The sequence below is a fragment of the Sphingobium sp. TomTYG74 genome (genome assembly GCF_055393875.1).
The window spans coordinates 293905-313934 of sequence record NZ_AP027341.1 but is presented as its reverse complement, the minus strand read 5'-3'; the positions used below and the strand labels follow the sequence as shown (position 1 = coordinate 313934).

At 61.1% G+C, this 20030-nt stretch carries 24 protein-coding genes, 1 tRNA gene and 1 pseudogene; 16 read left to right on the top strand and 10 right to left on the bottom strand.

Annotated features, from left to right (window positions below; all coding sequences use genetic code 11):
- The first annotated feature begins 162 nt into the window (after positions 1-162).
- Positions 163-501, top strand: a complete 339-nt coding sequence (locus ACZ5TB_RS01685; protein WP_464779097.1) for a glycine zipper 2TM domain-containing protein — start codon at positions 163-165, stop codon at positions 499-501.
- A 65-nt stretch (positions 502-566) separates the two neighbouring features.
- On the opposite strand, the gene ACZ5TB_RS01680 is transcribed toward ACZ5TB_RS01685, so the two are convergent.
- The 4 genes from ACZ5TB_RS01680 to ACZ5TB_RS01665 form a co-directional block, all read right to left on the bottom strand.
- Positions 567-1496, bottom strand: coding sequence for an electron transfer flavoprotein subunit alpha/FixB family protein (locus tag ACZ5TB_RS01680; protein ID WP_464791772.1), 930 nt, complete (start codon positions 1494-1496; stop codon positions 567-569).
- 107 nt (positions 1497-1603) lie between these two features.
- The gene (locus ACZ5TB_RS01675) at positions 1604-2353 is read right to left on the bottom strand and encodes an electron transfer flavoprotein subunit beta/FixA family protein (RefSeq protein WP_464791771.1); all 750 of its coding nucleotides are present in this window, start codon (positions 2351-2353) and stop codon (positions 1604-1606) included.
- Between the two features lie 107 nt (positions 2354-2460).
- Positions 2461-3660 carry an ADP-forming succinate--CoA ligase subunit beta gene (sucC, locus tag ACZ5TB_RS01670; protein ID WP_464791770.1) on the bottom strand — a complete coding sequence of 400 codons (1200 nt, stop codon included), beginning with the start codon at positions 3658-3660 and terminating at the stop codon, positions 2461-2463.
- Between the two features lie 142 nt (positions 3661-3802).
- A complete protein-coding gene (locus tag ACZ5TB_RS01665) occupies positions 3803-4135 on the bottom strand; it encodes a hypothetical protein (RefSeq protein WP_464791769.1) in 333 nt (110 codons plus the stop codon).
- 62 nt (positions 4136-4197) lie between these two features.
- Between ACZ5TB_RS01665 and ACZ5TB_RS01660 the strand changes: the two genes are divergently transcribed.
- Positions 4198-4596, top strand: a complete 399-nt coding sequence (locus ACZ5TB_RS01660) for a low affinity iron permease family protein (RefSeq protein WP_464791768.1) — start codon at positions 4198-4200, stop codon at positions 4594-4596.
- 15 nt (positions 4597-4611) lie between these two features.
- On the opposite strand, the gene ACZ5TB_RS01655 is transcribed toward ACZ5TB_RS01660, so the two are convergent.
- Entirely contained in the window at positions 4612-4791 is a 180-nt protein-coding gene (locus ACZ5TB_RS01655) for a hypothetical protein (RefSeq protein WP_464779091.1), read from the bottom strand.
- A gap of 274 nt (positions 4792-5065) precedes the next feature.
- Here ACZ5TB_RS01655 and ACZ5TB_RS01650 point away from each other — a divergent pair, with 274 nt between their 5' ends.
- Complete coding sequence (locus ACZ5TB_RS01650; RefSeq protein WP_464791767.1) at positions 5066-5545, top strand: glycosyltransferase; 480 nt, start codon at positions 5066-5068, stop codon at positions 5543-5545.
- Between the two features lie 81 nt (positions 5546-5626).
- On the opposite strand, the gene ACZ5TB_RS01645 is transcribed toward ACZ5TB_RS01650, so the two are convergent.
- Both ACZ5TB_RS01645 and ACZ5TB_RS01640 read right to left on the bottom strand, forming a co-directional pair.
- A complete protein-coding gene (locus tag ACZ5TB_RS01645; RefSeq protein ID WP_464791766.1) occupies positions 5627-6469 on the bottom strand; it encodes a hypothetical protein in 843 nt (280 codons plus the stop codon).
- A gap of 56 nt (positions 6470-6525) precedes the next feature.
- Positions 6526-6801, bottom strand: coding sequence for a DUF6471 domain-containing protein (locus tag ACZ5TB_RS01640; RefSeq protein ID WP_464791765.1), 276 nt, complete (start codon positions 6799-6801; stop codon positions 6526-6528).
- Between the two features lie 50 nt (positions 6802-6851).
- Here ACZ5TB_RS01640 and ACZ5TB_RS01635 point away from each other — a divergent pair, with 50 nt between their 5' ends.
- Positions 6852-7808, top strand: a complete 957-nt coding sequence (locus ACZ5TB_RS01635) for an IS1595 family transposase (protein WP_464792463.1) — start codon at positions 6852-6854, stop codon at positions 7806-7808.
- 170 nt (positions 7809-7978) lie between these two features.
- Here the strand turns inward: ACZ5TB_RS01635 and ACZ5TB_RS01630 are convergent, their stop codons facing one another.
- A complete protein-coding gene (locus ACZ5TB_RS01630) occupies positions 7979-8257 on the bottom strand; it encodes a DUF3892 domain-containing protein (RefSeq protein WP_464791764.1) in 279 nt (92 codons plus the stop codon).
- Between the two features lie 274 nt (positions 8258-8531).
- Positions 8532-9005, bottom strand: a complete 474-nt coding sequence (locus tag ACZ5TB_RS01625) for a hypothetical protein (RefSeq protein WP_464791763.1) — start codon at positions 9003-9005, stop codon at positions 8532-8534.
- A gap of 68 nt (positions 9006-9073) precedes the next feature.
- Between ACZ5TB_RS01625 and ACZ5TB_RS01620 the strand changes: the two are divergent.
- The 4 genes and pseudogenes from ACZ5TB_RS01620 to ACZ5TB_RS01605 all read left to right on the top strand — a co-directional run.
- A pseudogene (locus tag ACZ5TB_RS01620) lies at positions 9074-10000 on the top strand (glycosyl transferase family protein); the annotation flags it as partial.
- An 8-nt stretch (positions 10001-10008) separates the two neighbouring features.
- Positions 10009-11076, top strand: coding sequence for a hypothetical protein (locus ACZ5TB_RS01615; protein WP_464791762.1), 1068 nt, complete (start codon positions 10009-10011; stop codon positions 11074-11076).
- 60 nt (positions 11077-11136) lie between these two features.
- Positions 11137-12051, top strand: a complete 915-nt coding sequence (locus ACZ5TB_RS01610; protein WP_464791761.1) for a sulfite exporter TauE/SafE family protein — start codon at positions 11137-11139, stop codon at positions 12049-12051.
- 2 nt (positions 12052-12053) lie between these two features.
- On the top strand, positions 12054-12812 hold the full coding sequence (locus ACZ5TB_RS01605; protein WP_464792462.1) for a TIGR02186 family protein: 759 nt from the start codon (positions 12054-12056) through the stop codon (positions 12810-12812).
- 4 nt (positions 12813-12816) lie between these two features.
- Here ACZ5TB_RS01605 and ACZ5TB_RS01600 read toward each other — a convergent pair whose 3' ends face one another.
- Positions 12817-13248: a DUF488 domain-containing protein gene (locus ACZ5TB_RS01600; protein ID WP_464791760.1), complete on the bottom strand. Its 432-nt coding sequence runs from the start codon at positions 13246-13248 to the stop codon at positions 12817-12819.
- A gap of 81 nt (positions 13249-13329) precedes the next feature.
- Here ACZ5TB_RS01600 and ACZ5TB_RS01595 point away from each other — a divergent pair, with 81 nt between their 5' ends.
- The 8 genes from ACZ5TB_RS01595 to ACZ5TB_RS01560 all read left to right on the top strand — a co-directional run bounded on the left by ACZ5TB_RS01595 (position 13330) and on the right by ACZ5TB_RS01560 (position 20010).
- The gene (locus ACZ5TB_RS01595) at positions 13330-14325 is read left to right on the top strand and encodes an aspartate carbamoyltransferase catalytic subunit (RefSeq protein WP_464791759.1); all 996 of its coding nucleotides are present in this window, start codon (positions 13330-13332) and stop codon (positions 14323-14325) included.
- Positions 14322-15545: a dihydroorotase gene (locus tag ACZ5TB_RS01590; protein ID WP_464791758.1), complete on the top strand. Its 1224-nt coding sequence runs from the start codon at positions 14322-14324 to the stop codon at positions 15543-15545. Before ACZ5TB_RS01595 ends, ACZ5TB_RS01590 begins: the two co-directional genes overlap by 4 nt.
- Positions 15546-15602: 57 nt before the next feature.
- A tRNA-Trp gene (locus ACZ5TB_RS01585) sits at positions 15603-15678 on the top strand.
- Positions 15679-15846: 168 nt separating this feature from the next.
- On the top strand, positions 15847-16053 hold the full coding sequence (gene secE, locus ACZ5TB_RS01580; RefSeq protein WP_464779084.1) for a preprotein translocase subunit SecE: 207 nt from the start codon (positions 15847-15849) through the stop codon (positions 16051-16053).
- A 57-nt stretch (positions 16054-16110) separates the two neighbouring features.
- Positions 16111-16647, top strand: a complete 537-nt coding sequence (gene nusG, locus ACZ5TB_RS01575; protein WP_464779083.1) for a transcription termination/antitermination protein NusG — start codon at positions 16111-16113, stop codon at positions 16645-16647.
- Positions 16648-16897: 250 nt separating this feature from the next.
- Positions 16898-17329, top strand: a complete 432-nt coding sequence (gene rplK, locus ACZ5TB_RS01570) for a 50S ribosomal protein L11 (protein ID WP_007709087.1) — start codon at positions 16898-16900, stop codon at positions 17327-17329.
- A 4-nt stretch (positions 17330-17333) separates the two neighbouring features.
- Complete coding sequence (rplA, locus tag ACZ5TB_RS01565) at positions 17334-18032, top strand: 50S ribosomal protein L1 (RefSeq protein WP_196225489.1); 699 nt, start codon at positions 17334-17336, stop codon at positions 18030-18032.
- 229 nt (positions 18033-18261) lie between these two features.
- Positions 18262-20010: a DEAD/DEAH box helicase gene (locus ACZ5TB_RS01560; protein ID WP_464791757.1), complete on the top strand. Its 1749-nt coding sequence runs from the start codon at positions 18262-18264 to the stop codon at positions 20008-20010.
- Positions 20011-20030: the final 20 nt, after the last annotated feature.

The following is a 20030-nucleotide window of genomic DNA, read 5'->3' as shown; positions in this document are numbered from 1 at the left end:
GCCACCGCCCGCCCGGCCCGCGTTTCCCCCCTTTCGCGGCGCCGTGGCGGGTGGACTATTTCCGCCCGCCCCTCTCTCCACAAAGCCGTTCCGCTCACGCAACTTACCCCGATTTGAAGGGTTGTTACGCAACCGGGGGGCCAAAGAATAGGAGAGTGACTGATGCGCACCCCGATAATCGCCGCTGCCTTGCTGGCCCTGCCGCTGGCGGCCTGCACCACGGATCGCTACGGCGACCGCTATGGCTACAACCGCCCCGCAGGAGGCTATTACGGCCGGGTGATCACCGATGACGACTATATCTACCGCGACAATGACGGCCGCTATTATTGCAAGCGCAACGACGGCACCACTGGCACGATAGTCGGCGCAATCGCGGGCGGCGTTTTGGGCAACATCATCGCCCCCGGTGGCTCAAAGACGCTCGGCACCATCCTCGGCGCAGGCGGCGGCGCAATCGCGGGCAACGCCATCGACCGCAGCAGCGTCCGCTGCGAATAAGAAAAAGGGCGCGACCACCGGCCGCGCCCTCTTCACTACCTTTACGGAATGTGACTTCCGAAGCCTTACAGCTTGCCAGTCAACTCCGGCACAACCTTGAACAGATCACCGACCAGGCCGATGTCCGCGACCTGGAAGATCGGCGCATCCTCGTCCTTGTTGATGGCGATGATGGTCTTGCTGTCCTTCATGCCCGCCAGATGCTGGATCGCGCCGGAAATACCCACCGCGATATAAACTTCGGGAGCAACAATCTTGCCGGTCTGACCAACCTGATAGTCGTTGGGCACATAGCCAGCATCGACAGCAGCGCGCGAAGCACCCACCGCCGCGCCCAGCTTGTCCGCCAGAGGATAGATGACTTCCTCAAAAGTCGGCCCATCCTTCAGCGCGCGGCCACCCGACACGATGATCTTGGCCGAGGTCAGTTCCGGACGCTCCTGCTTGGCGATCTCAGCGCCAACGAAGCTCGACAGCCCCTTGTCACCCGTCGAGGCCACAGCTTCCACCGCGCCCGAACCACCCTCGCGCGCCGCCTTCTCAAAAGCCGTGCCGCGCACGGTGATGACCTTCTTCGCATCCTTCGACTTGACGGTCGCGATCGCATTGCCCGCATAGATCGGGCGCGTGAACGTGTCTTCGCTCTCCACCGACAGGATGTCGCTGATCTGCATGACGTCCAGCAGAGCCGCAACGCGCGGCGCGATGTTCTTGCCGTTGCTGGTGGCAGGCGCGACGAACGCGTCATGGCTGCCCATCAGCTCGACGACCAGCGGCGCGACATTTTCGGCCAGCGCATGACCGAATGCCGCGTCGTCGGCGACATGGACCTTGCCCACGCCAGCGATCTTCGCGGCAGCCTCACCCACGCCGCCGACGCCAGCGCCAGCGACCAGCAGATGCACTTCACCCAGCTTTGCAGCGGCGGTGACGGCGGAAAGGGTCGCGTCCTTGACGGCGCCGCCCTCATGTTCAACCCATACCAGAGTCTTCATAATCTCGATCCTCTATCACCGTTCGCCCTGAGCCTGTCGAAGGGCCTTTCTTCTCTTCAAGAAAAGAGGCTTCGACAGGCTCAGCCCGAACGGGCTTGGAATGATGGTCAGGCAGCGACGCCCAAAGCTTTCAGCTTCGCGACCAGTTCATCGACATCGGCAACCTTGACGCCAGCCGAACGCTTGGCGGGCTCGGTAACCTTCAGCGTCTCCAGACGCGGCGCAATATCGACGCCATAATCGGCAGGTGCCTTGGTCGCGAGCGGCTTGCTCTTCGCCTTCATGATGTTCGGCAGCGAAGCATAGCGCGGCTCATTGAGACGCAGGTCGGTGGTGACGATCGCCGGAACGTTGAGCTTCACCGTCTCCAGGCCGCCATCGACTTCGCGGGTCACGCTGACCTTGTCGCCCTCAACCTCGACCTTCGATGCGAAGGTGCCCTGCGGCAGGTTCAGCAGAGCCGCTAGCATCTGGCCGGTCTGGTTGCTGTCATCATCGATCGCCTGCTTGCCCAGGATGATCAGGCCAGCCTGTTCTTCTTCCTGCACCTTGGCGAGCAGTTTGGCGACGCCCAGCGGTTCGACTTCGTCATCGGTCTGGATCAGGATCGCACGATCCGCGCCCATGGCCAGCGCCGTGCGCAGCGTTTCCTGCGCCTTGGCAACGCCGATCGACACCGCCACGACCTCGGTCGCCACGCCCTTTTCCTTGCACCGGATGGCTTCCTCGACCGCGATCTCGTCGAACGGGTTCATGCTCATCTTGACGTTCGCCAGATCGACGCCCGTCCCATCCGCCTTCACGCGCGGCTTCACATTATAGTCAATGACCCGCTTCACGGGCACAAGGATCTTCATCGCAACATCCTTTCGTTTAACGCCACAGCCCGCATATGCGGACAAGGACGCAGGCGGCCTCTAAAGACCGCCTGCGCCCCATGGTGTTCGATTAAGTGGCTTGGAAATCAGGCTGCCTTCCTCACTTCCGCCACGATCTTCTTGGCCGCGTCGCCCAGATCGTCCGCCGGGACGATGGCGAGGCCGGACGAGGCCAGAATGTCCTTGCCCTGCTGGACGTTCGTGCCTTCCAGGCGAACGACCAGAGGAACCGACAGGTCAACTTCCTTGGCGGCGGCGACGATGCCCTCGGCAATGATGTCGCACTTCATGATGCCACCGAAGATGTTGACGAGAATGCCCTTCACCGCCGGGTCCTTCAGGATGATCTTGAAGGCCGCGGTCACCTTTTCCTTGTTGGCGCCGCCACCGACGTCCAGGAAGTTGGCGGGGAATTCGCCGTTCAGCTTGATGATGTCCATCGTCGCCATGGCCAGGCCCGCGCCATTCACCATGCAGCCGATGTTGCCATCCAGCTTGATGTAGGCGAGATCATATTCGCTCGCTTCGACTTCCGCCGGGTCTTCCTCGGTCAGGTCGCGCAGTTCGGCAAGATCCTTGTGACGGAACATGGCGTTGCCGTCGAAACCAACCTTGGCGTCCAGAACCAGCAGATTGCCCTGCTCGGTCAGCGCCAGCGGATTGACTTCGATCTGCTCGGCGTCGGTGTCGAGGAACGCGGCGTAGAGCGACGATGCGACCTTGGCGGCCTGCTTCGCCTGATCGCCGGTCAGGCCCAGAGCAGCAGCGACCGAACGGCCGTGGTGCGGCTGGAAACCGGCTGCGGGATCGACGGTGAAGGTGTGGATCTTTTCCGGGGTCGAATGGGCGACCTCTTCAATGTCCATGCCGCCTTCGGTCGATACGACGAACGCGACGCGGCTGCTGCCACGATCGACGAGCAGAGCGAGGTAAAATTCCTTCGCGATGTCGGCGCCATCGGTGATGTACAGACGGTTGACCTGCTTGCCCGCTTCGCCGGTCTGGATCGTAACCAGCGTGTTGCCCAGCATGTCGGTTGCGTGGGCTTTAACCTCATCCAGGTTGAACGCCAACCGGACGCCGCCCTTGGCTTCGGGGGCCAGCTCCTTGAACTTGCCCTTGCCGCGGCCACCGGCGTGGATCTGCGACTTCACGACATAGAGCGGCCCGGGCAGCTTCTTGGCGGCTTCGACGGCTTCATCGACCGAGAAAGCGGCGTAACCGGCGGCGATCGGCGCGCCATATTTCGCCAGCAGTTCCTTCGCCTGATATTCGTGAATGTTCATGGGCCTGGCCCGTCCTTTCGCCTGAAAAGCTGTTGGCGGGGCTAAAGCACAGGGACGGGGGGGACACCAGCCTCATTTCGCAAATCAACTTTGCAAAATTGCAAAATCACTTTCCGGAATCGCGTTCAATTCACCACTTCCTTCATTCAATCGCACACACAAGCGCCGCCTTGCTCGTCACCATAAATATCTCCGGATCCTCCAGCGCCCGCACCTTGTAGAGGAATCGATCGACCGTCATCTCCCCCATGTGCGACTTGCGGAGCGACGCCAGCGACTGCAACCGCCGCAGCTGCATCAGGCTCAACCGATCGACCATCCGTTCCGCCATGCACCCGGCCATTCGCGGCGAAAGCCCCGCTTCAATCAGCCCCGCCCGTACTTTCGATTCGGGCGACATCGTCGCGCAGGAAGACAGCAGCATAGCAGCGGCAGGCAAAGCGAGCGCAAAGGCGCGAATGGATATGGTCGTCATGCGCGCTTCATGGCAATCAGACCCTGAACACAGGGTAAATGGGCCGCGACAGGGAGAAGAGGATGGACAGAATTTTCGGCGCCTTCGCACATCGGGTCGCAAGCTGGTCGGGACAGCCGCTCGCCTTCATTCTCGCGGCAACGGTGATCATCGGCTGGATCGCGACAGGCCCGATCTTCCATTATTCCGACACTTGGCAGCTCATCATCAACACGGGTACGACGATCGTGACCTTTCTCATGGTCTTCCTGATCCAGAACGCTCAAAATCGCGATGGGTCGGCGATTCAGGCAAAGCTTGACGAACTCATTCGCGCCGTCGGCGATGCCCGAAACGACTTCATCGGCATCGAACATCTGACCGAAACCGATCTTGATCGCCTGAAAGCTATGCTGGAAAGGGAATATGGCAGCGAAGAAAGCCACCACCAGTCAATAGAGCGGCTGATTCAGCGGCGCTGACGAGCGCCGCCGCCATCAGTGCGCGGTTCTCACCAGGCGAACATTCTCCTCGCGATATGCGACGATCTGGTCACTATAGCCACGAGCGAGCCCCTCATAGGCGGCGCGCCCCTTTTTGGAATGGCTCATCTGTGCTCGTATCAACGATACCTGCTGCCTGTGCAGGAGGTAATTGACATCCATATCTCCGGTCATTCAAGCCCTCCTACCTATCGTTGATGAGACTGGTTGGGGTGCCGCGACTCTTTAGACGAGTCGTCTTTCCGGCAGTAGAGACGTTAGCACCGCCGCGTCAGCGAGGCCATTCCATCCAACGCGCTGCTGGAGCAACTTGACGGAAATTGCGCCCGGTCGGAGCCTTCAGTGAAATAGTCAAAGCTTTTCGCCCTGCGCAAAAAATATGCGCGAGGGCTATGAAATCCCATGGTAATTTGCCAATGCGCCCCGGCTTACAGGGGGGCATTTCAACATGGCGCAATCGCTGACGGCGGTTCTGGCGATCATTTATCATGAGATTTTATTGTTCGCCGTGGTGGGATTGGCCATTGGCGGGATCGACGATTTTCTCGTGGATGTCCTGTTCCTGGGCCGCCGCTGGTGGCGAAACATAGCGGTCTATTCTCGCCACACACGGATGACGACGGCCACGCTGCCTGCCTCTTCAAAACCTGGCAAGATAGGCATCTTCGTTCCCGCCTGGGGTGAAGCGGACGTGATCGGCCCGATGTTGCGCAATGCGCTCAACCAATGGTCCGTTGGCGACTATCGCATTTTCGTCGGCGTCTATCCCAATGACCTTGCCACCTTGGCGGCCGTCAACCCGATCGCGGATCAGGACGACCGTCTCGTCGTCTGTATTAACGAACGTCCGGGTCCCACGACCAAGGCGGACTGCCTCAACCTCCTCTGGCGCGCCATGCAGGAAGAGGAAGCACGCGGCATTATGTAGCAAACGCACCAAGGCGGTTACGGCTGTCATCGCCTATGATGGCGAACGCCTCCAGATGGGAGGCGGGGCGTGATTAACCTGTTACGCTTCTTTTCGGCAGTAGTTATATTCGTCTGCTGCGTGACCGCTGTTATATACGGCGTTAGGCCAGACAAAGCCCCAACTGGCATCTTTGCGAGGCTCTATGAAATAACTGAACCCAGCAACGTATCGCTCGCCCGTCGCGTCATGGAACCGAATGAAACCCTGAAAAACGAGGCGCTCGACTTTGCTATAGCCGAAATCCTTGATCTGTCGGTCGTCAGCCCAAATCTCCTCGGTTTCGCTTTGGGCGGGGACAGTGCGGGAAATTTTCTTACCCCGTTTCTGGCTAGGGTCTACTGGCCTTGGCAAAGCAGCCGGGTCTTCTCCATAATGCCATTCTCTATAGATTTCGGTGACGGTCGCATAGGATCGCCCCATGTTGACGATCTGGAATTTAACGGGCCGATCAATAAAACCCTGCTCATGAAATCCAATTCGCCCTTCTGGCATCTTAATGCCAAGGATGGGGCGCTCGAGAGCTTTGGCAAACTTATTGGCGTCCCGCATGGCGGCGGTGGCTTCGCCGGTATCCTTAACCGCCTTTCTGGTGAGAATGATCTGGTGGTAGAGAAGAATAGTGCCAATCCCGGTAACGGTGGCGGACGCGGCAGAGACTACCAAAGCCCAAAAAGCCCAATCAGCCATTTGCCGTTGGGCGCTAAGATCGCTCTCGGCGCGTTGATTTTCATGGCTGGCCTTTACAGCATCGCTTATGCAATCCTCAACGTAAGCAGGATCGGGCTTGGACCAGCAATCACGTATCAGCTTGCCGGTTTCATGGGGATACTGAGCGGCATAGCCATAGGCTTCAGCATCCTTACGACCTGAGAGATCACCCATATAAAACGTGTAAGACAGTAAGCCTACCAGAACGAAAAGAGCGGCCAGCGCGCTACCTATAGCCGCAGTTCGGTTGCTCCGATCGCTTCCAGACATTGTATGAGAAACACCGCTGTGAATTTGCCCCGGCTCAGCTTGTTCCTGATATTCGGCTCAGAGTCCACCACGCCTACAGCGGCCAGCTTCTCAACTAGCTGAGCATACGACACATTCCGGCGCTTTAGCTCTGCCTTCAGCAGCCCCTTAACCTTCGCTTCCCATTCTGTATCTGGCACGTTTGCACTCCATTCATCGCAAACGTCATCATACACGATGCATTTGCCCTTGCGCAAGATACAGCGTTGTCATTATATACGATGCATAAGCAACGGATACGATGACAATGCAGCACTTCCTCCTTTCCTCCAAAGCCCGCACGATCAGCCTCAAGGCTGTTTTCACCATGGGCGAGGATAAGGCGTACCAGACCTTTTGCGAACTGCGCTGGCCGGAGACGGACGGCGAAGCCGTATGCCCGCGTTGCGGCTGCACGGAGAGCTACAGCATTGCCACGCGTCGCAAGTTCAAGTGCGTTGCCTGCCATCACCAGTACAGCGTCACCAGTGGCACGATCTTCGCAAGCCGCAAGATGAGCTTTACCGATCTGCTGGCTGCTATCGTGATCTTCGTGAACGGCGCGAAGGGCGTTGCCGCTCTCCAACTGAGCCGCGATCTGGATTGCCAGTATAAGACGGCCTTCGTACTCACGCACAAACTGCGCGAGGCAATGGCGCGTGAGCAGATGGGCCGCGAACTGAATGGCATTGTGGAAATCGACGGGGCGTATTTCGGCGGTTACAGCAAGCCGGAAAACCGCAAGGAAGATCGTAAGGACCGCCGCTTGAAGGCAAACCTCACCGGCAAGCGCCAGTGCGTTGTCATCATGCGCGAGCGAAACGGTAAGTCGCTGCCCTTCATCGTCCGCAACGAAGGCGATGCCGTTCCTTACGTCCGCGACCATGTTGGTACGCTCACCACGATCATGGCTGACGAAGGCACCGGATGGGATGCGCTGCATGCCGGTTGGGATACGCGCCGCGTCAATCACTCTGTCGCCTTCCTCGACAACGGCGCTTGCACCAATCAGGCCGAAAGCTACTTCTCGCGCCTGCGTCGCATGGAAGTCGGTACGCACCACCACATCGCTGGCCCGTACCTGTTTGCTTATGCTGGTGAAGCCTCGTGGCGTGAAGATAACCGCCGCGTCGATAACGGCGCACAGGCTGCGATGGTTACGGTTGCTGCGATGGAAGCGCCGGTGTCGCGCACGTGGAAGGGCTATTGGCAGCGCGGCGCATGAGTGGTATTATGATACCACTATGAAGCACATCGAAGTAGAGCTAGAGAGGATCAGCAACCGTTTAGCGGCGTATCCTGATCCGTTCGAACATGCCGGGTTGTACACAGCCCAACAAGCGTTGCGTTGGGCTGTGCAACCTACTGCCTTTGCTTCCCCCTATAGCGTGGTTACTAACCGGGGCAGCGGGGGAGATTTAGGAGATTGTTCGACGGGAAGCTGTCGGCAACCGTAGTAAGGTAATTCCGCCGCGAAACCGGGTGCTGCCTTACTACAATCAAGGCGACTTCGCCGCGCACCATCGTATAGAAAATATCCCCCTTGCCGATCATGCTGATGATGGTGTCGATGCCGTACCACCAATTAAAAGGCGATGTACCACCAAGCCCCTGGATGCGTCGATCAGTGTCATAGTTGTCGGGTGAGTGACAATCAGCTCGAAACGTAGTCATATGCGCTTCCCTCATTCGGGTTGTCGCAATCGCCTTGACGCTTCGCTCTAAAGGAGTACGATTCTCCCTGCTTAATTGCTCAGTCCACCGGCGATTGCATGATCGTGGTGGTTGATCGAGGGGTCGGACCACGAATCCGGCCCCTTAATCATGTCGGGTACGGATCATGAACGTGCGGGCGAAAGAGTCTAGGGACGTTTAACCATTTCGATATAATACTTAATAATTGTTGTATCGGCGCAACAATTCAAGCTGTTGTTATATGCAGCTTTCTTTAAGTAGAACCATTCCTCCACCCGCCCGCAGGCTCGCCCGTTTTCCCCGTAAGCTGCCACCGCAGCAACCCGCCCGCATTGGCCTTCTCAGCCACGACAAAGCCCTTCCGGCGCAAGCTGGACAAGCTATGCCCCGTCCGCGTGGAAATGAGCTTGAGCAGCGCCTTGTCAGCCGTATTGAGGCCGCGCGCTTCCATGATGGCGCGGGCAAGGTCATGGGTAGTCAAGGCAATGTCGCTCTTGCGTACTGCATCCAACAGGAAGCGTTGAACCTCCCCACGAAAGGCTGCGTTCGCTGGTGGCACCGGCTTTACCGGCGCATCGGCTAGATCAATGTCAGGCTCGAATATGCGGATAGATCGCTCCAGGCTGTCTAGGTCCGCCATGTGTTGGGCAAGCTGCGCCTGTAGCGCCTCTATCTTTCCCACGGTTTCTGCCCGCTTGTCGATCAGGCCATGCACTACGAGTTTCATATGATGACATTACGCAACGCAGGCGATTACATCTATCTAGAGCTTGGTGCGTTTGCTACATAATGCCGGAAGCACGCACCGGCAGAATGTTCAAGGCCGTAGTCTTGCATGACGCCGAAGATGTCGTCCACGCCGACGAAGTCCGGCTGTTCGATGTGATGATCGATCGCTTCCAACTGGTTCAGTTGCCGGTTCTTCCACTCACGGGAGAAGGCAGCTGGTGGGCACGCTCCATCGCCAATCATTATTGCGACGAGTTTGCCGAAAGCCACGGGAAGTATTTGACGATCCGCGAAGCCATGGGTGCGTCGGTTCCATCCGCCGGAGTTGCCTGCGCATTCGAACGACTGACACTCGAACGGCTTGTCAATCCGGCGAACGGGGGTCCGTTCGACCCCGCTTCGCTGACCGAGGATTATGAAGTCGGCCTCCGGATCAAGAATATGGGCGGGCGCGGCGTTTTCGTGCGGATGCGTGATGCCTCAGGCGAGCTTGTCGCCACGCGTGAATATTTTCCGGACAGCCTGGATGGCTCCGTCCGCCAGAAAGCCCGCTGGATGGTCGGAATCTCGCTTGCTGGTTGGGATCGCATGGGCTGGCAGGGCGGCCCCACCGAATGGTGGATGCGCATCCGTGACCGGCGCGCGGCGATCGCCGCCTTCGTTCTCTTCGCTGCTTACGTCGCCTTTCTGCTTTGGGGCTTGCTCCTCATGGCAAGCTGGTTCGGCCTCGAAACCGCTTACCAGCCTTCCCCATTTGTCGAACTGCTGCTTTGGCTGAACTTTGCCTTCATGACCTGGCGCGCTGCGATGCGGGCCATCTTCGTCGGTCGCAGCTATGGATGGCATTATGGGGTCGGCGCGATCCCCCGTTCCATTCTCGCCAATCTGATTGCGATGCTTGCGGCCCGCCGCGCGGTGTTCCTCTACCTCCGCTCCCTGTTCGGAAAGCCGCTGGTCTGGGACAAGACGCAGCATCGCTTCCCCCAGCTTTAAAGATCAACATGACCAACAGCGCCAGCGGACGGCCTGTCCGCTTTTTCCTGGTGCTTATGACCGGCTGGGTGGTCATCCGGGTCGCAAGCGCCTTGTTCGGAGGAAGCGCCGTCGCGCCCTTGCCGCTACGACCGATCCCGGTTGCGGCAACACGCCTGACGGGACCTCCTCCGCCAAAGATTACGCCGATTGTGGCCTCGTCCGACCAATTGCTTGTCCCGCATTGGCCAGTGAACAAGATACGCGCTGCGAAGCCAAGATGGGGCATTGCCCCCGCCTTTATCACTTCGTTTCAAAGTGCCACAGGCAAGTCCGAGGGCGGCCAGACGCCCTTCGATCCGGAAATCGAAAAAGCCGCGCAGGCCAGCAGGCCATCCAACTTTGCTCAGCCCCCCTCGCCCGCGTGGCCGCTAATGCCCTCGGACGGCACCAAAGTGCGCCGTTGGCGCGGCAGCGCGTGGCTCCTCTGGCGCGACGGCAGCGCAAATCCGCAGGATCTCGTCACAGGCGGCAGGCTCGGCGGGTCGCAAGCGGGGCTCCGACTTGATTATGATCTGACGCCAGCCAGCACCGGCCGCGCGGCCCTCTATGGCCGTGTAAGCCGCGCCTTCAATCGCCCCGCCTCGCCTGAGGCTGCCGCAGGGATAGCTTGGCAACCTTTCAGATCAATTCCGCTCTCCATCGCGGCGGAACGGCGGATCTCTCTGGGAGATGGCGCACGCAATGCCAACGCGGTGTTTGCGGTGAGCGGCTTCGGCCCCACTCCAGTTCTGGGCAAATTGGAAGCAGAGGCTTATGGACAAGCAGGCTTGGTCGGGTTCAACCGGCGCGATCTGTTCGCTGACGGCAAACTTTCCCTGCTCACGCCTATATCGGGGACGCCCGTACGCACCGGCCTCAGCGTATCGGGAGGCGCGCAACCGCGGGTGGAGCGCGTTGATATCGGACCGGAGGTTCAGTTCCGCCTGCCACTCCCCCCTGTTGCATCTCGGCTCAGCATCGAATGGCGGCAGCGCATAGCTGGAGAGGCATCGCCCTCATCCGGCCTAACTCTTACCCTCGGCGCGGATTTTTAACGCGGGGCGGACGCGCAGCGCCTTTATCTTGCCATCCATTCAGCCTAACCCTGTCGGCACATGGATCTCTACCTGCCCATCGCCAATCTGTCGGTGAACGCGCTGGTGATCATTGCCCTGGGCGGTGTGGTCGGCCTCCTCTCCGGCATGTTCGGCGTCGGCGGCGGCTTCCTGACCACGCCCCTGCTGATATTCTACGGCATTCCGCCAACCGTGGCGGCCGCATCCGCCGCGTCCCAGGTCACTGGTGCCAGCGTATCGGGGGTCGTCACTCACATGGCGAGGGGCACCGTCGATTTCCGGATGGGCGGCGTTCTGATCGGCGGCGGCGTGATTGGGGCAGGCATCGGCGTGCTGCTGTTTCGGCTGCTCCAGTCCATAGGGCAGATCGATACGGCGATCGGCATCCTTTACGTCCTGATGCTCGGCGGCATCGGCATTTTGATGGCCAAGGAATCCGTTCAGGCCCTTGTCATGTTGAAGACGGGCAAACGCATGCAGGCCCGCAAGCGCCGCCATCACCCCCTGGTCGCCGCGCTGCCGATGCGGTGGCGCTTCTATCGCTCGGGGCTCTATATCTCTCCCCTCGCGCCGTTGCTGCTCGGTGTTGCGACGGGAATACTGACAACCCTGCTGGGCGTCGGCGGCGGCTTCATTCTTGTGCCCGCCATGCTGTACCTACTTGGCATGACCACCCAGTCGGTGGTGGGCACTTCGCTGTTTCAGATATTGTTCGTCACCATGGCAACGACGATGATGCACGCAATGACGACGAAGGCGGTCGATCTTGTCCTCGCGATGCTGCTTCTGATCGGCAGCGTGACGGGGGCACAGATCGGCACCCGCATCTCGATGACCGTTCGCCCCGAATATCTGCGCATATTATTGTCCGTGATCGTGCTCCTGGTCGCCGCGCGCATGGCGTTGGGTCTCGGCTTCCGCCCGGATGAGATTTACACGGTGGAAGTGCGTTGAACCTGCGCGCCCGTCTTGCGCTTCTGCTTCCCCTCTCGCCGCTGCTTGGCGCGGCAGGGGAGCCGATGCTCGTCCCCGACGTCTCGCAACGGGAAGTGGAAATCCAGTACAGCTTCACCGGCGCCGACCTCCTGCTGTTCGGAGCGATCGTCTATCCCGACGGTCGTCGGCCCAGCAAACCCGCAGACATATTGGTTGTGCTGAAAGGTCCCGACCAGTCCATCACCATGCGCGAAAAACAAAAGGTCGCTGGCATCTGGGTCAATGCGGACAGCGCCCGCTTCCGCTCCGCACCCAGCTTTTATGCGGTCGCCTCTTCCCGTCCGATCGCCAACGTAGTCGATGAACGGACGGCAGCCATTTACGAGTTGGGCGTGGACAAGTTGCAACTGTCCCCGTCCTCTCTCAATGACAGCGCAGAGCTTGATCGCTTCCAGGCCGGATTGATCGACCTGCGCGAACGATCGGGATTGTTCGCCGAAAGGCCCGGCTCGGTGGAGATCACCGATGGAGTGTTATACCGGGCACGCATCCCGCTCCCCGCGCGCGTGATCGTCGGCGATTATACAGCGGAAACCTTCCTCGTGCAGGACGGGCGGGTCGTTGCCGCCGCCGTCCGCGACATCACCATCCGCAAGTCGGGGTTCGAACGCTTCATGGCGGTCGCCGCCGAACGATGGTCCTTCTTGTACGGCCTTACAGCCATTTTGCTGGCGGTCGGCATGGGCTGGACCGCCGGAGCTATCGCGCGACGCTTCTGACGATTCAGGGCGTCAGGTCCACACGCTCGTCATCCGGGAAAAGATACTCCAGCAATAGGGAGCGATGGCATCCGTCCGCCTGCCGCTCGAAACACAGCAAAGCCGTGGGCCGCTCTCGCGCCAAGTCGCGCAACTGCTCCGCCTGGACGATAGCTTCCGGCAGATCGAGTTGCCCCGAATAAATCTCCCGAAGTTTCGCATGATTGCCCTTGCGAGCCGCCTCCCGCCCCTCGGCGGGCGTACCCAGCGCCTTCAGCCCAACATAGTCGATCCCGGCCTCCTTCAGCCCCGCCGCCAGAATGTTCTTGGAAAATCCCGGCCGCCGCGACAGCGGAACCGCCCTGATGTCTGCGAGCAGCTTGACGCCTGCCTTCTGCAACGCCGCTATCAGCTCGCCTTGCGTAGCCCCTTCATACCCGATCGTGAAAATTCGCATCCCATGCAGATAGGAAAGCGGACGGAACTTCCAAGCTTCCCGACTTGCCCTCTTTCCTGCCCTCGCCTAAAGGGTCCGTTCATGCCCGACATAACCGTTCCCCCCACCTCGTCCGACCTGACCGGCCGGGCGTTGTTTCCGCATCGGCATCTTCTCTCCATCGCCGACTTGAAGCCTTGGGAAATCCGCTTCCTGCTGGATGAGGCGGAACATTGGGCGCGGACCAACCGGGATAATGCGCGCAAGCATGACGACCGCCTCGCCGGAATGACGCAAATCAACGCCTTCTTCGAAAACAGCACCCGCACCCTGCTGTCGTTCGAGATTGCGGGCAAACGTCTGGGCGCCGACGTCGTGAACATGCATGCCGGGCAATCCAGCGTGAAGAAGGGCGAGACCCTGATCGACACGGCGATGACGCTCAACGCCATGGCCGCCGACGTTATCGTCATCCGTCATGCCAGTTCGGGCGCCGTTGCCCTGATATCGGACATGGTGGACTGCCCGGTCCTCAATGCTGGCGATGGCTGGCACCAACATCCGACCCAGGCCCTGCTCGACGCCCTCACCATCCGCCGCCGCAAGGGAGGGTTTGAGGGCCTTGTCGTCGCGATTTGCGGGGATGTGCTGCACAGCCGCGTCGCGCGCTCCAACATGCTCTGCCTCGCCGCTTTGGGCGCACAGGTCCGCGCCGTCGCGCCGCCGACCCTGATGCCGCCCGAAGTGGAGATGCTGGGCGCCACGCCCTATAATCGGATGGACGAAGGGTTGGATGGCGCCGATGTCGTGATGATGTTGCGCCTTCAGAATGAACGGATGGACGGCGCCTTCATCCCCTCGCCTCGCGAATATCACATGCTTTACGGCCTGACGCCCGAGCGGCTTGCCATTGCCAAGCCGGACGCTTTGGTAATGCACCCCGGCCCCATGAACCGGGGCGTTGAGATATCGAGCGTGGTGGCCGATGATCCGAACCGTTCCGCCATCACCGAACAGGTGGAAATGGGCGTCGCCATCCGCATGGCCTGCCTGGATGTGCTGACCCGTGGCGCGCGCGGTGTGGAGGGTTGGGCATGAGCAAGCTTGCCATCATCAACGCGAAGCTGGCCGACCCCGCTGCCCGCGACGTCCGCACTGGTGCGATCCTGATCGAAGGCGACCGGATCATCGCCTCGGGCAATGTCGATGTGCCTGACGATGCTGAAAAGATCGACGCCGCCGGGCTGGTGGTGGCTCCGGGCCTCATCGATCTGGGCGTGTTCGCTACCGACAAGCCCGCCTTCCACTTCGGCGGGATCACGCGGGCCGCCCTGATGCCCGACCAGTCCTCCCCGCTGGACGACGCCGGTCTCATCCGTCAGGCCGCGCGCGCGGGAAAGCCCGACTTCTGGGTGCATCCGATCGCTGCCGCCACGCGGGGCCTCAAGGGGGGCGAGCTGGCGGAAATCGGCATGATGCAGGCAGCGGGCGCCAAGGCTGTGGCTACGGGTCGGCAATGGATCGCGGATTCAGGCGTGATGATGCGGGTACTCGCCTATGCCTCCGGCCTCGGCCTGACGGTCATCACGCATGCCGAGGACAGCGGCCTCGCAGGCAAGGCAGTCGCAACCAGCGGCGAAACGGCGACCCGGCTGGGCCTGCCCCACGCACCGGCCTGCGCCGAAGCGATCGCGATCGCGCGCGACCTCATGCTGGCGAAGGAAACGGGCGCCGCCATCCATTTCCGGCTCGTGACGACCAAGGCGGGCTTTGATCTGATACGCGCGGCAAAGGCCGAAGGCATAAGGGTCACCTGCGGGATCAGCCCTGCCTATCTTTACCTCGCCGACAATGCCGTCACCAACTTCCGCACCTTCGCGCGCCTGTCGCCTCCGCTAAGGTCGGAGGATGACCGCAGGGCCTCGGTCGTCGCGGTCGCCGACGGCACGGTCGATGTGATCACCTCCAGTCACGATCCCCGTGGCCCCGAAGATAAGAGGTTACCCTTCGCCGACGCTTCTCCCGGCATGGCTGGAGCCGAGACCCTGCTGGCCTTGTCGCTGAACCTGGTGCGCGAAGGACATCTGTCGATGACGCGCCTGATGATGCTGCTCAGCGCCAATCCTGCCCGCATATTGGGGGTCGATGCAGGAAGCTTCGCGGGCGGTAGCGCCGCCGACCTCATCTTCATCGATCCCGATGCGCCATGGATCATAGATTCTGCAAAAATGGCCGCACAGGCAGGCAACACACCCTTCGATCGGATGCCGGTACAGGGCCGCACCCGCCGCGTGATGAAGGGCGGCATTTTCCTCTAAAGTTTCCTGCTTGCTCTCCCCCGCAGGCCACGCTAAAGCGCCCTCCTTCGCCGGTACAGGAGTGTAGCTCAGCTGGTAGAGCGTCGGTCTCCAAAACCGAATGCCGGGGGTTCGAGTCCCTCCACTCCTGCCAGGTCGCTGAGCGCTGATCCTTGATTTTTCAAAGGTTCGCGGTTAGTTGCCCCAGCGAAGATGGGTCGCGGAGCCAGCGGCCGCACCCCGGGACGCCGACATGGCGGGGTCCGGAGGGCGGACTGTTGCTTCGCGCTTTGGTGTTTGTTCGAAAGTTGTTGAGGCAGTGATGGCGAAGGTTTCTCCGGGCGAATTCGTCAATCAGGTGAAGACCGAAGCGTCGAAGATCGTGTGGCCCACCGGCCGCGAAACGGTCATGACTGCGGTGATGGTCGGTATCATGACCACGCTGCTCGGCCTCTTCTTCTTCGGCATCGACACCTTTTTCGGTGCGGTTGTTCAGTGGCTGCTGAGCTTCGCCGCCGGAAGAGCTTGAGTTTTTTATCTGCCGCGGTTTCCCGGGAAATCGCTTGTGGGAGTTTGAAACGGTAACATGGCGCGCTGGTACATCATCCACGCCTATTCGGGCTTCGAAAACAAGGTCAAGGAATCGATCCTGTCCGAAGCCGAGCGCATGGGCCTCTCCCAGCTGGTCGAGCAGGTGGAAGTCCCCACCGAGACCGTGACCGAAGTGAAGCGCGGCAAGAAGGTGCAGGTCGAACGCAAGTTCATGCCGGGCTACGTTCTCGCAAAGCTGGCGATGAACGACGACATCTACCATCTCGTCAAGAACACGCCCAAGGTCACCGGCTTCCTCGGCTCGTCGGGTAAGCCGCAGGCGATCAGCGAGGGCGAGGCCGCCCGCTATTTCGGCGCGCAGAAGGCCGCCGAAGCCGCGCCCAAGCACAAGGTCAACGTCGATTACGAAATCGGCGACAGCGTCAAGGTGCTGGACGGCCCCTTCGCCAGCTTCAACGGCACCGTCGAGGAACTGGATTTCGAAAAGAACCGCGTCAAGGTGTCCGTGTCGATCTTCGGCCGCGCCACCCCGGTCGAACTGGACTTCGAGCAGGTCGAACTGTCGAAGTAACCCCTTTCCCTCTCCCGCAAGCGGGAGAGGGCAGCGAGACTTGGCGGCTCCGCCGCCTAGTCGCAGCGGGAGAGGGCACAACCCCCTCTCCAACCTACGCTAGCCAGCAAACTGGCAAGCTACGGTGTCCTCTCCCCTAAAGGGGCGAGGATAATACAGTGCGGAAGGCATCCTCAGGGATCGCTGCTTGACCGCTAAACTTGAACCGGGCGGGTCGCTTGCGATCCTCCCAGCAATAGAGTGAGTGAAAATGGCCAAGAAGATTACGGGCTATATCAAGCTCCAGGTGCCCGCTGGAGCCGCCAACCCCTCGCCGCCGATCGGTCCGGCGCTGGGTCAGCGCGGTGTAAACATCATGGAATTCTGCAAGGCGTTCAACGCCTCGACGGAAAAGATGGAAAAGGGCACCCCGCTGCCGACCATCATCACCGTTTATGCGGACCGTTCGTTCAGCTTCGTCACGAAGCAGCCGCCCGCCACCTACCTGATCAAGAAGGCCGTCAACCTGAAGTCGGGTTCCAAGGAACCGGGCAAGGTCGTCGCTGGCAAGATCACCCGCGCCCAGCTCGCTGAAATCGCCCAGGCCAAGATGGTTGACCTGAACGCGAACGACATCGACGCAGCGACGAAGATCATCGAAGGCTCCGCTCGCGCGATGGGCCTCGAAGTGGTGGAGGGCTAAGACCATGGCAAAGCTGACAAAGAAGGCGAAGGCTCTCGCCACTGCGGTTGACCGCGAAAAGCTGCACGGCGTTGACGAAGCGCTGGGCCTCATCAAGACCCACGCGACCGCCAAGTTCGACGAAAGCGTCGAAATCGCGATCAACCTGGGCGTCGATCCGCGTCACGCCGACCAGATGGTCCGTGGCGTCGTCACCCTGCCCGCAGGCACCGGCAAGGACGTTCGCGTCGCCGTGTTCGCTCGTGGCGACAAGGCTGAAGCCGCAACCGCCGCTGGCGCCGACATCGTGGGCGCCGAAGACCTGCTGGACAGCATCCAGGCTGGCAACATCGATTTCCAGCGCGTGATCGCGACCCCCGACATGATGGGTCTGGTCGGCCGCCTCGGTAAGGTTCTGGGTCCCAAGGGCCTGATGCCGAACCCGAAGCTCGGCACCGTCACCCCGAACGTCGCCGAAGCCGTGAAGGCCGCCAAGGGTGGTCAGATCGAATTCCGCGTCGAAAAGGCTGGCATCATCCACGCCGGTCTCGGCAAGGCGAGCTTCTCAGCCGAAGACCTGCGCAAGAATTTCGACGCTTTCGTTGACGCCATCGTCAAGGCGAAGCCGTCGGGTTCGAAGGGCAAGTACGTCCGTAAGATCGCCCTGTCGTCGTCGATGGGTCCGGGCGTGAAGGTCGATGTGGCGGAAGTCGCTTCGGTCTGATCCCTCGCAATAGTTAATATAGGGGCCGCCTTCCCTCTTTGCGGGGGAAGGCGGCCTTCTTATTTGGGTGCCTTCCGGCACCCATTCTGCCTTTGGCAGAAGTCCTTCAGGGACGGTGTGAACTTCGGGGTGTGTGACCTTGCATCCCGGGCTCCAGCAACAGCCGGAGCACATCAGGTCCTCATGTATCCGTCGGGAATGGCGGGTCGCTTTACCGACGGAAAATATAATGTCTTTTGAACATCTCCCGCCCCTCCTCTCAGACGCCCTGACGCGAAAAGGCTATGAAAGCCTGACCCCCGTTCAGGCCGAAGTCACCCAGCCCGAAGCGGAAGGCCGCGACCTCATCGTCTCGGCGCAGACCGGTTCAGGCAAGACGGTCGCTTTTGGCCTTGCCATGGCAGGCGAATTGCTGGGTGAAGAGATGCGCCTGCCCGTGGCAGGAAAGCCGCTCGCGCTCGCCATCGCCCCCACCCGCGAACTGGCGCTGCAAGTCAGCCGTGAACTGGAGTGGCTCTACGGCGAAGCCCGCGCCCGCATCGCCACCTGCGTCGGCGGCATGGACGCCGCCAAGGAACGCCGCGCCCTTTCCCACGGCGCGCACATCGTCGTCGGCACGCCCGGCCGCCTACGCGACCATCTCGAACGCGGCGCACTGGACCTGTCAGGGCTCAAGACCGTCGTTCTCGATGAAGCTGACGAAATGCTCGACATGGGCTTCCGCGAAGATCTGGAAGAGATTCTCGACGGCGCGCCCGAAGGCCGCCGCACCCTCCTCTTCTCCGCCACCATGCCAAAGCCGATCGTTGCGCTCGCCAAGCGCTACCAGCAGGACGCGCTGCGCATTTCGACTGTCAGTGACGAGCGCGGCCATGGCGACATCAGCTACCAAGCCGTGACCGTCGCCCCCGCCGACATTGAGAACGCGGTGGTCAATCTGCTGCGCTATCATGAGGCGGAAACGGCGATCCTCTTCTGCGCCACCCGCGACAATGTCCGCCACCTCCACGCCAGCCTCACCGAACGCGGTTTCGCCGCCGTCGCGCTGTCGGGCGAACACAGCCAGAATGAGCGCAACCATGCGCTGCAAGCCCTGCGCGACCGCCGCGCCCGCGTCTGCGTCGCCACCGATGTAGCCGCGCGCGGCATTGACCTTCCCAACCTCAGCCTCGTCGTGCACGTCGAAATCCCGCGCGATGCAGAAACGATGCAGCACCGTTCCGGCCGCACCGGACGCGCAGGCAAGAAGGGCACAGCCGTGCTGATCGTCCCCTATCCACGCCGCCGTCGCGTCGAATCGATGCTGCGCGGCGCGAAAATTCCGGTCGAATGGGGCACTCCGCCGAGCAAGGAAGCGATCCAACAGCAGGACAATTCTCGCCTTCGCGAGAAACTGATGGAGCGCGCCGAGCTGGACGAGCAGGATTGGACACTGGGCGCCGAGTTGCTGGAAACCAAGTCCGCCAAGGAGATCGCGGCGATGCTGGTGAAGAGCGCCCGCGCCGCCCTTCCCGCGCCCGAAGAACTGCTCGACGCCAGCGAAGCCCCGCCCCGCCGCGATGGACCTCGTCCAGGCTTTGAGGATACCGTCTGGTTCCGCATGGACATCGGCCGCCGTCACAATGCCGACCCGCGCTGGATCCTGCCGCTGATCTGCCGCCGAGGCCATGTGTCACGCCAGGACATCGGCGCGATCCGGATCGCCGCCAACGAGACGCTGTTCGAGATTCCAAGCGCCATCGTTTCCCGATTCATCGGCTCGGTAAAGCGCACGGGCGAGGCGAGCGACGAGGGCGCAGAAGTCCAGTTCGAACAGATTGAGGGAACCCCTCGGGACACCGCGCGCGAGAACCGCCGCGAAGGGCCGCCGCGCGGCAAGGGACGTCCCAATGAAGGTCGTGGTCCAAAGCCAGCCTATGGCGCCCGACCGTTCAAAGGCGGCCCCCGCAAAGGCCCGCCTCGCAAGCCACGCGGATAAGACACCCGCTCCCAAAACGA

What these genes read in the sequence shown, in the direction of transcription:
- ACZ5TB_RS01630 (WP_464791764.1), bottom strand. Translation starts at nt 8,257, where the DNA reads ATGACTACGTTTCGAGCTGATTGTCACTCACCCGACAACTATGACACT.
- nusG (WP_464779083.1), top strand. Translation starts at nt 16,111, where the DNA reads ATGGCGCGCTGGTACATCATCCACGCCTATTCGGGCTTCGAAAACAAG.
- ACZ5TB_RS01665 (WP_464791769.1), bottom strand. Translation starts at nt 4,135, where the DNA reads ATGACGACCATATCCATTCGCGCCTTTGCGCTCGCTTTGCCTGCCGCT.
- ACZ5TB_RS01650 (WP_464791767.1), top strand. Translation starts at nt 5,066, where the DNA reads ATGGCGCAATCGCTGACGGCGGTTCTGGCGATCATTTATCATGAGATT.
- ACZ5TB_RS01660 (WP_464791768.1), top strand. Translation starts at nt 4,198, where the DNA reads ATGGACAGAATTTTCGGCGCCTTCGCACATCGGGTCGCAAGCTGGTCG.
- ACZ5TB_RS01635 (WP_464792463.1), top strand. Translation starts at nt 6,852, where the DNA reads ATGCAGCACTTCCTCCTTTCCTCCAAAGCCCGCACGATCAGCCTCAAG.
- ACZ5TB_RS01675 (WP_464791771.1), bottom strand. Translation starts at nt 2,353, where the DNA reads ATGAAGATCCTTGTGCCCGTGAAGCGGGTCATTGACTATAATGTGAAG.
- ACZ5TB_RS01595 (WP_464791759.1), top strand. Translation starts at nt 13,330, where the DNA reads ATGCCCGACATAACCGTTCCCCCCACCTCGTCCGACCTGACCGGCCGG.
- ACZ5TB_RS01645 (WP_464791766.1), bottom strand. Translation starts at nt 6,469, where the DNA reads ATGGGTGATCTCTCAGGTCGTAAGGATGCTGAAGCCTATGGCTATGCC.
- rplA (WP_196225489.1), top strand. Translation starts at nt 17,334, where the DNA reads ATGGCAAAGCTGACAAAGAAGGCGAAGGCTCTCGCCACTGCGGTTGAC.
- ACZ5TB_RS01600 (WP_464791760.1), bottom strand. Translation starts at nt 13,248, where the DNA reads ATGCGAATTTTCACGATCGGGTATGAAGGGGCTACGCAAGGCGAGCTG.
- ACZ5TB_RS01615 (WP_464791762.1), top strand. Translation starts at nt 10,009, where the DNA reads ATGACCAACAGCGCCAGCGGACGGCCTGTCCGCTTTTTCCTGGTGCTT.
- rplK (WP_007709087.1), top strand. Translation starts at nt 16,898, where the DNA reads ATGGCCAAGAAGATTACGGGCTATATCAAGCTCCAGGTGCCCGCTGGA.
- ACZ5TB_RS01590 (WP_464791758.1), top strand. Translation starts at nt 14,322, where the DNA reads ATGAGCAAGCTTGCCATCATCAACGCGAAGCTGGCCGACCCCGCTGCC.
- sucC (WP_464791770.1), bottom strand. Translation starts at nt 3,660, where the DNA reads ATGAACATTCACGAATATCAGGCGAAGGAACTGCTGGCGAAATATGGC.
- ACZ5TB_RS01680 (WP_464791772.1), bottom strand. Translation starts at nt 1,496, where the DNA reads ATGAAGACTCTGGTATGGGTTGAACATGAGGGCGGCGCCGTCAAGGAC.
- ACZ5TB_RS01655 (WP_464779091.1), bottom strand. Translation starts at nt 4,791, where the DNA reads ATGACCGGAGATATGGATGTCAATTACCTCCTGCACAGGCAGCAGGTA.
- secE (WP_464779084.1), top strand. Translation starts at nt 15,847, where the DNA reads ATGGCGAAGGTTTCTCCGGGCGAATTCGTCAATCAGGTGAAGACCGAA.
- ACZ5TB_RS01625 (WP_464791763.1), bottom strand. Translation starts at nt 9,005, where the DNA reads ATGAAACTCGTAGTGCATGGCCTGATCGACAAGCGGGCAGAAACCGTG.
- ACZ5TB_RS01685 (WP_464779097.1), top strand. Translation starts at nt 163, where the DNA reads ATGCGCACCCCGATAATCGCCGCTGCCTTGCTGGCCCTGCCGCTGGCG.
- ACZ5TB_RS01560 (WP_464791757.1), top strand. Translation starts at nt 18,262, where the DNA reads ATGTCTTTTGAACATCTCCCGCCCCTCCTCTCAGACGCCCTGACGCGA.
- ACZ5TB_RS01610 (WP_464791761.1), top strand. Translation starts at nt 11,137, where the DNA reads ATGGATCTCTACCTGCCCATCGCCAATCTGTCGGTGAACGCGCTGGTG.